Source organism: Ferrovibrio sp. (assembly GCF_036381655.1).
Classification (GTDB): Bacteria; Pseudomonadota; Alphaproteobacteria; order Ferrovibrionales; family Ferrovibrionaceae; genus Ferrovibrio.
In genome coordinates, this window is record NZ_DASVCJ010000068.1 from 116,912 (window position 1) to 122,911 (window position 6,000).

8 protein-coding genes are annotated in these 6,000 nt (G+C 65.6%); 5 read left to right on the plus strand and 3 right to left on the minus strand.

All coding sequences use genetic code 11. The annotated features are described in order from the left end of the window. Positions 1 to 102 precede the first annotated feature (102 nt). Positions 103 to 675, plus strand: coding sequence for an HdeD family acid-resistance protein (locus tag VF194_RS15720; RefSeq protein WP_330892134.1), 573 nt, complete (start codon positions 103 to 105; stop codon positions 673 to 675). A 45-nt stretch (positions 676 to 720) separates the two neighbouring features. On the opposite strand, the gene VF194_RS15725 is transcribed toward VF194_RS15720, so the two are convergent. Genes VF194_RS15725 through VF194_RS15735 form a run of 3 tightly spaced genes read right to left on the minus strand, consistent with a single transcriptional unit; the run spans position 721 to position 3,449 of the window. Then, the gene (locus VF194_RS15725; protein WP_330892135.1) at positions 721 to 2,223 is read right to left on the minus strand and encodes a sensor histidine kinase; all 1,503 of its coding nucleotides are present in this window, start codon (positions 2,221 to 2,223) and stop codon (positions 721 to 723) included. After that, positions 2,216 to 2,941 carry a response regulator transcription factor gene (locus VF194_RS15730; RefSeq protein WP_330892136.1) on the minus strand — a complete coding sequence of 242 codons (726 nt, stop codon included), beginning with the start codon at positions 2,939 to 2,941 and terminating at the stop codon, positions 2,216 to 2,218. The genes VF194_RS15725 and VF194_RS15730 overlap by 8 nt, the downstream gene beginning before the upstream one ends. Next, positions 2,925 to 3,449, minus strand: a complete 525-nt coding sequence (locus VF194_RS15735) for a hypothetical protein (RefSeq protein ID WP_330892137.1) — start codon at positions 3,447 to 3,449, stop codon at positions 2,925 to 2,927. Before VF194_RS15735 ends, VF194_RS15730 begins: the two co-directional genes overlap by 17 nt. A 344-nt stretch (positions 3,450 to 3,793) precedes the next feature. Here VF194_RS15735 and VF194_RS15740 point away from each other — a divergent pair, with 344 nt between their 5' ends. The 4 genes from VF194_RS15740 to VF194_RS15755 all read left to right on the plus strand — a co-directional run bounded on the left by VF194_RS15740 (position 3,794) and on the right by VF194_RS15755 (position 5,855). Then, entirely contained in the window at positions 3,794 to 3,955 is a 162-nt protein-coding gene (locus VF194_RS15740; protein ID WP_330892138.1) for a YMGG-like glycine zipper-containing protein, read from the plus strand. A gap of 30 nt (positions 3,956 to 3,985) precedes the next feature. Next, the gene (locus tag VF194_RS15745) at positions 3,986 to 4,633 is read left to right on the plus strand and encodes an RT0821/Lpp0805 family surface protein (RefSeq protein WP_330892139.1); all 648 of its coding nucleotides are present in this window, start codon (positions 3,986 to 3,988) and stop codon (positions 4,631 to 4,633) included. A 66-nt stretch (positions 4,634 to 4,699) separates the two neighbouring features. After that, complete coding sequence (locus tag VF194_RS15750) at positions 4,700 to 4,891, plus strand: hypothetical protein (RefSeq protein ID WP_330892140.1); 192 nt, start codon at positions 4,700 to 4,702, stop codon at positions 4,889 to 4,891. 268 nt (positions 4,892 to 5,159) lie between these two features. After that, on the plus strand, positions 5,160 to 5,855 hold the full coding sequence (locus tag VF194_RS15755) for a DUF1045 domain-containing protein (RefSeq protein WP_330892141.1): 696 nt from the start codon (positions 5,160 to 5,162) through the stop codon (positions 5,853 to 5,855). Positions 5,856 to 6,000: the final 145 nt, after the last annotated feature.

The window sequence follows — 6,000 nt, forward strand, 5'->3', positions numbered from 1 at the left end:
AGGCTAGCCTATCTTTGGCGGAACGACAATCGGAGGCAGCGGTGCAAAGCCGGCATCCGCCCGTTATACTGGCACCCGGAACCAGCAACAGAGGAGCAAGCGATGATCGAACGCATGCCGCCGGGCGCCGGGGCGCCGATGCCGAAGCACCTGTGGTGGCTCATCGTCCTGCGCGGATCGGCTGCCCTGCTGTTCGGTCTGATCGCCGTCTTCTGGCCCGGCATCAGCCTCGATCTGCTGGTGACCCTGTTCGGCATTTATGCCCTGGTCGACGGCATGATCGCCCTGGCGGGAACATTCCGCATGACACCTGGCGAGCCGCGCCGGACCTTCATGCTGCTGACCGGATGCGTCGGCATCCTGATCGGGCTGATCAGCGTGCTCTGGCCGAAAGCGACCGTCGTTCTGCTGCTGTATTTCGTCGCCATCTGGGCTCTCTTTTTCGGCCTCCTCGAAGTCGCCGGCAGCCTGCGCATGAAGCGGGAATTCGGCCCCGACTGGCCGCTCAGCAAGGGCGGCCTGCTGCTGATCGTCTTCGGTCTGCTGCTGATGATCTTCCCCGGCGCGGTCGCGGTGGTCGCCACCTGGGTGATCGGTTTCTCGGCACTGCTGCTCGGCATCGCCCTGCTGGCCTTCGCCTGGCGCCAGCATAAACGCGACCGGACGATAATCTGAGCCGCATTCACGCTGGCCGCCGCCGCGGGCGGCGCGCCGCTTCGATCACACCGCCGGCAGGATCAGCGTGACGATGAAACCGCCGCCGGGGCGGTTGGCGGCGACGATCGTTCCGCCCACCGCTTCGATGTTGCGCTTGGCCAGCCACAGCCCGAGGCCGAAATTGCTCTCGCCCGGATCGCGCCCTTCCTTGGCCGGCCGGAACGAAGCATGGCGCTCGAAAATGCGGGGCAGTATTTCCGGCGGCACCCCGGGCCCGGCATCCGCCACGATCAGCAGAATGCGCCCCGTGCCGCGGTGGAGCGTGACGGTGACGACGCTGCCGACCGGTGCGAAGCTGAGCGCGTTTTCCACCACCTGACCCAGCGCCTCGGCGATCAGGCGGCCGCCGCGCGGGGCGACAGCCTCCGACTCCACCGCGGTCGTCAGGGTGACGTTGCGCGTCACCGCCATATCCGAATAGGACTCGGCCACGTCCTCGACGAGCGCACCGAGATCGACCGGCTCGCGCGGCGGATCCAAACGGTCGGCAACGACATCGTCGATATGGCGCGCCGACCGCACCAGGGCATCGAGGCGGTCGAGCGCCGCATCGACCGCCTGCAGCGCCTGCTGACCGCGGCGGTCATCCGCCGGCAGGCGTTTGCGCAGCGGCACCAGGGCCTGCCGGATGGTTCCGAGCGGCGTCTTGAATGCATGCGCGCTTTCTTCCGCCGCCTGGCGCAATTCGCTGGCGGTGGCGCGCAGACTGTCTTCCATGCGGTCGAAGGACACGGCGACGGCCTGCAGTTCGGGAATGCGGTTGCGCTGGGCGAAACGGCCCTCGATGCGGCGCTCGGCCACGGCACGCGCCGTCGCGGCAAAGCGGCGCAGGCCATGCCAAAGATCGAAGGCAATCAGGAAGACGATCACGGCGAAGCCCAGGTAAAGACCCGCGGCCACCTGCACTTCCGGCGCCTGCCAGTAAGGCTGGCCCAGCCTTTGCTCCGACGGTTCGGTAAGATCGTTGGATATCACCAGGGCCCAGCAGCCGCGCTGGGTGCGCACCGGCGTTATCGAGGTGATCAACTCGGTCAGGCCGTTTTCGCGGTCCAGCCTGAGCGCCAGCGGCATGTCGCCGCCGCATGTCGCGCCGAGCTGCGACAGGACGCCGGCCTCGGCCAGTTTATTGCGCTCGCGTTCCAGTTCGTCGGGCGGAACCGGCGGCGCCGAGGCGACATAGAGAAAACCCGAATCCGAAGGCGCCTCGCTGGGGCGGAACAGCAGGCGCAGGCTGACGCCTTCGGTCTGGAATCGCGCCAGTTCCTCGCCGAGGCGGAACAGCGGGATGATGTCGGCCCGCTGCAGGCGCTCCTCGAGCACGCGGCCGACCGTCAGGCCTTTGACGCGAATGCTTTCCAGCAGCAGGCGCTGCCGGTCGATGTCGGCCTGGCGAAAGGTCACGTAGAGAATGGGCGGCAGGGCGACGAACAGCCCGAGCACGATCACTGCACGCAGGATCAGCGAGTGCCAGAGTTGCTTGGTGAGGTGTTTCTCCCGTTCAACCATGGCGCCAGCGATAGCCGAAACCCGGGTAGGTTTCGATCGCGTCGAAATCCGGATCGAGGTCGCGGAACTTCTGCCGGATGCGCTTCACCATGGCGCGGACATTGGCGCGGTAGCCGTCCGGCCCTTGACCCGCCTCGAATCCGACGCCGCGCACCGCGTCGTAGATTTCGCGATAGCCGACGTCGCGTCCGATCCGCTGCGCCAGCAGTTGCACCACCTTGAACTCGCCATGCGTAAGGTCGACCTGCTGCCCGTTCCAGGACGCCCGCGCGCTGCCGACATCGAGCAGCAATCCCGCGGCTTCCTGCTCGGGCGGGCTGCCGCTCGCCGCCGGCTGTTTCGTGGACAGCGCAATGCGCAGGCGCTGCAGGATGATGGCAAAGCTCTTGCTCTTATCGACGAAGTCGACCGCGCCGAGCCGCAGCCCCTTCTCCTCGAAAATCGGCTGATTAAGCCCGGTCAGAAAAAGAACCGGCAGATCGTGTCCGGCGGCGCGCAGACGTTCCAGCGTTGCCGGTCCATCCGGATCCGGCATCTGCCAGTCGAGCAGCAGGGCGGCAGCCCGGTTGCCTTTGGTGATCCAGTCCAGCAGCGGCGCCCCGCCCTCGAACGTGATCGCCCGGTAGCCGGCCTCTGCGAGATTGGCGGATACGGTGTCGCGGAACAGGCCGTCATCGTCCACGACAGCAATCAGCGGTGCATCAGCGGCTAGCGGCATCGTGGGTAATCCTCACCAGGCAACGGTCGGTGTCGGCATTTCTTTCCGTCGTCCCATTCACCTCGTATTGCAGAGTGTAGAAGTCGTTGCGGGCCGTATCGAGATATAGATACGCCGCCAGGACGCATTCGCCATCGCGGAATTCCAGCACACGGGCCGGTGGCGCTTCGCGCTCGGCGGTCGGCGTGCCGAACAGCCGCGTCAGACCGTCTCGATTGAGCCCGATGACATCGGGAACCTCGTCAGGGTTGACCGGCGGCGGTGGCGCCGGCGCGGCGGCGGTCGCTGTCGGCACCGGCGGCTTCTTCTGCGGAATCGGCACGGAACCTGGCTTGCGCCCTTCGGGAACCGGCGGCGGCAGCGGCACCATGTTCACAGGCGGCGGCGGTGGCGCGGCGGGCGGCGGATTCAGCAGATCGCAGCCAGCCAGAATCAGCAATCCGGCGACCGTCAGGAACAAACCGGCGGCGGCGCGTTGTTTATGGACAAAGGGGGTTCGCATGCGCATGACGATACGCAAGCGTCGCGCAACGGGAAAGTCGTGTCGTGTCTGTGAATGGCAGCGGCGCAAAAACAACCTGAAGCTATTTGTTTATCAATATATCAGTAATTCTTGTGACCAGTCTGTGATCTAAAGAGGATATACTTGTGACCGCCGAAATAAAACGCAGACGGATATAAATAACCGTTGCCGCAGCAACGTAAATCGAGAACTCTCTGCCCCAACAACGGACGCGCCGAATCAGGCAGCAACACAATTCGCACGTTCGTGAAGGTGGAGGTTCTGAGTTGAAGAAGTCGCAAATTGCCGCCCTCGCCATAGCCGGTCTCGCTGTTGCAGGGTGCTCGGGAATGAACGAGCAGCAGCAGCGGGCACTCTCCGGTGGTGCCATCGGCGCCGCGGGCGGCGCGGTAATTGGTGCATTGACTGGCTCGACCGTCACAGGCGCTTTGATCGGCGCCGCGGCGGGTACGGCCGGAGGCTTGCTCTACGACCAGAGCAAGAAGAAGTAACACGTTTGCAGGTTAGCGGAGCGGCGCGTCATGCCTGCCTCAACCCCGTGGTGGAGCACCCCCTCCATCGCCGCGCCGCGGCCCGGTCGCCGACCCACCCTCGGCCTGGCCGCTGCCATCGTCGCCTCGGTATTCTCCGGGGCGACGATGGCAGATCCGCATCCCCGCACCGGCCCGCCGCCTTGGGCGCCCGCTTCGGGCTGGCGGGCCAAGCATGAAGATTATTCCCACCGCTATGCCGTCTATCCGGTGCCCTACGGCATCGACGAGGGCACCTGCGATCGCGGGCTGCTGTCGAAGGAACTTGTCGGCGGCACGCTGGGCGGAGTAGCCGGCGGCGTGGCCGGCGCCCAGGTCGGCAAAGGCACCGGCCGGACCGTGGCTACCGCCACGGGCGTCATTGCCGGCGTGCTGGTGGGCAGCACCATCGGCCGCAGCATGGATCAGGTGGATCAGTATTGCGTCGGCCGGATTCTCGAATATGCCCCGGACCGCACCCAGATCCGCTGGTACGGCGAGGCCGGCACCGGCTATGCCGTCACCCCGCTGAATACCTTCGAACGCGACGGGCGGTATTGCCGCGAGTATCAGACCACCGCCCAGATTGCCGGCCGTTACGAACGCGTCTACGGCACGGCCTGCCGCATGCCGGACGGAACCTGGCAGATCGTCAGTTGATTTCTTGCTGAGTAGAGAGAGTTCCCCAACAGCACTCCCCGACTGCCCCGGAAATGGAGGGCGAATATGCTGACCAATATTCTTCTGCTCTATATGACCCAGGAAGCGATCGCCAAGGCACGGGCCAAGCTGTCGCGCAGGACCGGCGTCGACAAGCATGGCGGAGCGCCGCCCGAGGCGGAACTGCCGGAGCCCTGGCGCCGCAGGATGCGCGGCACGGTGGGCCGGGGCTTCCGCCAATTGCCGACCCGCCATTGAATGCCATTGACCATGCGAAAGCCGCCCTCGGGCGGCTTTTTTTATGCAGGGACTTTACCTTCGACTCAAACAGCAGTCTGCGGAACCTGGCGCCCTGGCGGCACCGCCCGCTTGCCGGCATGGAGCGTTTTCGATAGATGGGCTGTCACGAAGGCTGGGCGCCGCGCACGGTTCCCCCTGCCTTTCCTGCTCCGGCCAGGGTGGTGAAATCCGGCCGGGACAGCGTCGAGGTCGCGGGTATAAAGGACGGGTCTAGGGGGAATCGCCGATGGCGCCACGTTTTGCTCTTTATCTTGCTCCGCCGCCGGACCACCCCCTGCATACCTTCGCAGCCGGCTGGCTCGGCTGGGACCCTGAACGGGGACTTGCCTTTGCTCCCAAGGCAGAGGCCGGTCTCGACGCCGAGCGGATCGCCGCCCTGACTGTCGAGCCGCGCCGCTACGGCTTTCATGGCACGCTGAAGCCCCCTTTCCGCTTGCGGGAAGATTGCGACGAGGCGCAGCTCATCATTGCCATCGAACGATTCGCCGCCACGCGCCGCCCCATTGCGCTGCCTGTGCTCAAGCTTGCATCGATCGGCCGGTTCCTGGCCCTGTGCCCCTCGGCGCCCTGCGAGGAGATCGATGCCCTGGCGGCTGACTGCGTACGCGACTTCGATCGTTTCCGCGCCCCGCCTTCGGAGCAGGAACTGGCGCGCCGCCGCGCCGCGACTCTGAGCGCGCGGCAGGAGCGGTACCTGCAGCAATGGGGCTATCCTTACGTGATGGAGGAGTTCCGGCTGCATTTCACGCTGACCGGCCGCATCGCCGATGCCGCCGAGCACGAGGCCCTGCAGCGCTATCTGACCAAAGCGACGGAGCGGTTTACCCGCAAGAGCATGACGATCGACGAGATCTGCCTGTTCGTGCAGCCCGCACCGGATGCGAATTTCCGCATTGCCGGGCGGTATCGCTTCGCCGGCTGAGCGAGCCTAGACCGGAATCCCGTTAGATCGAAGCATAGCCAGCGTTCCTGAGATAGTTTGCGCATTCCTGTGGCGGGAAGCGGTCCAGCAGGCTTCCGATACGTTGCCATGTTGCCTCGACACTGCGTTCAGCTGCCTTTCGGAG

Coding starts and splice junctions, on each gene's coding strand:
- VF194_RS15755 (WP_330892141.1), top strand. CDS start 5,160: ATGGCGCCACGTTTTGCTCTTTATCTTGCTCCGCCGCCGGACCACCCC.
- VF194_RS15720 (WP_330892134.1), top strand. CDS start 103: ATGATCGAACGCATGCCGCCGGGCGCCGGGGCGCCGATGCCGAAGCAC.
- VF194_RS15735 (WP_330892137.1), bottom strand. CDS start 3,449: ATGCGCATGCGAACCCCCTTTGTCCATAAACAACGCGCCGCCGCCGGT.
- VF194_RS15730 (WP_330892136.1), bottom strand. CDS start 2,941: ATGCCGCTAGCCGCTGATGCACCGCTGATTGCTGTCGTGGACGATGAC.
- VF194_RS15750 (WP_330892140.1), top strand. CDS start 4,700: ATGCTGACCAATATTCTTCTGCTCTATATGACCCAGGAAGCGATCGCC.
- VF194_RS15725 (WP_330892135.1), bottom strand. CDS start 2,223: ATGGTTGAACGGGAGAAACACCTCACCAAGCAACTCTGGCACTCGCTG.
- VF194_RS15740 (WP_330892138.1), top strand. CDS start 3,794: ATGAACGAGCAGCAGCAGCGGGCACTCTCCGGTGGTGCCATCGGCGCC.
- VF194_RS15745 (WP_330892139.1), top strand. CDS start 3,986: ATGCCTGCCTCAACCCCGTGGTGGAGCACCCCCTCCATCGCCGCGCCG.